The sequence below is a fragment of the Vibrio aquaticus genome (genome assembly GCF_003970385.1).
Taxonomy (GTDB): domain Bacteria; phylum Pseudomonadota; class Gammaproteobacteria; order Enterobacterales; family Vibrionaceae; genus Vibrio; species Vibrio aquaticus.
The window spans coordinates 1-478 of sequence record NZ_RXZH01000142.1 but is presented as its reverse complement, the minus strand read 5'-3'; the positions used below and the strand labels follow the sequence as shown (position 1 = coordinate 478).

Below are 478 nucleotides of genomic sequence, written 5' to 3'. Positions count from 1 at the left end.
TTCCTCACCCGGCCCCCATCCCCATACGCGCATTTCGTAGCGGTCCAGCTGGGAGTCGATACCGGCGGTCAGGTAAGCCACACGGTCAGGAACGGGCGCTGAATAATGCTCTTTCCGCTCTGCCATCACTTCAGCATCCGGACGTTCGCCAATTTTCGCCTCCCACGTCTCACCGAGCGTGGTGTTTACGAAGGTTTTACGTTTTCCCGTATCCCCTTTCGTTTTCATCCAGTCTTTGACAATCTGCACCCAGGTGGTGAACGGGCTGTACGCTGTCCAGATGTGAAAGGTCACACTGTCAGGTGGCTCAATCTCTTCACCGGATGACGAAAACCAGAGAATGCCATCACGGGTCCAGATCCCGGTCTTTTCGCAGATATAACGGGCATCAGTAAAGTCCAGCTCCTGCTGGCGGATGACGCAGGCATTATGCTCGCAGAGATAAAACACGCTGGAGGGGTCATCCGGCGTCCATTTG

General features: G+C 55.2%; 1 protein-coding gene. It reads right to left on the bottom strand.

All coding sequences use genetic code 11. The features are described 5' to 3' along the window. On the bottom strand, window positions 1-478 hold a 478-nt coding region (locus EJ063_RS20630), incomplete at both ends, for a terminase gpA endonuclease subunit (RefSeq protein ID WP_148104554.1).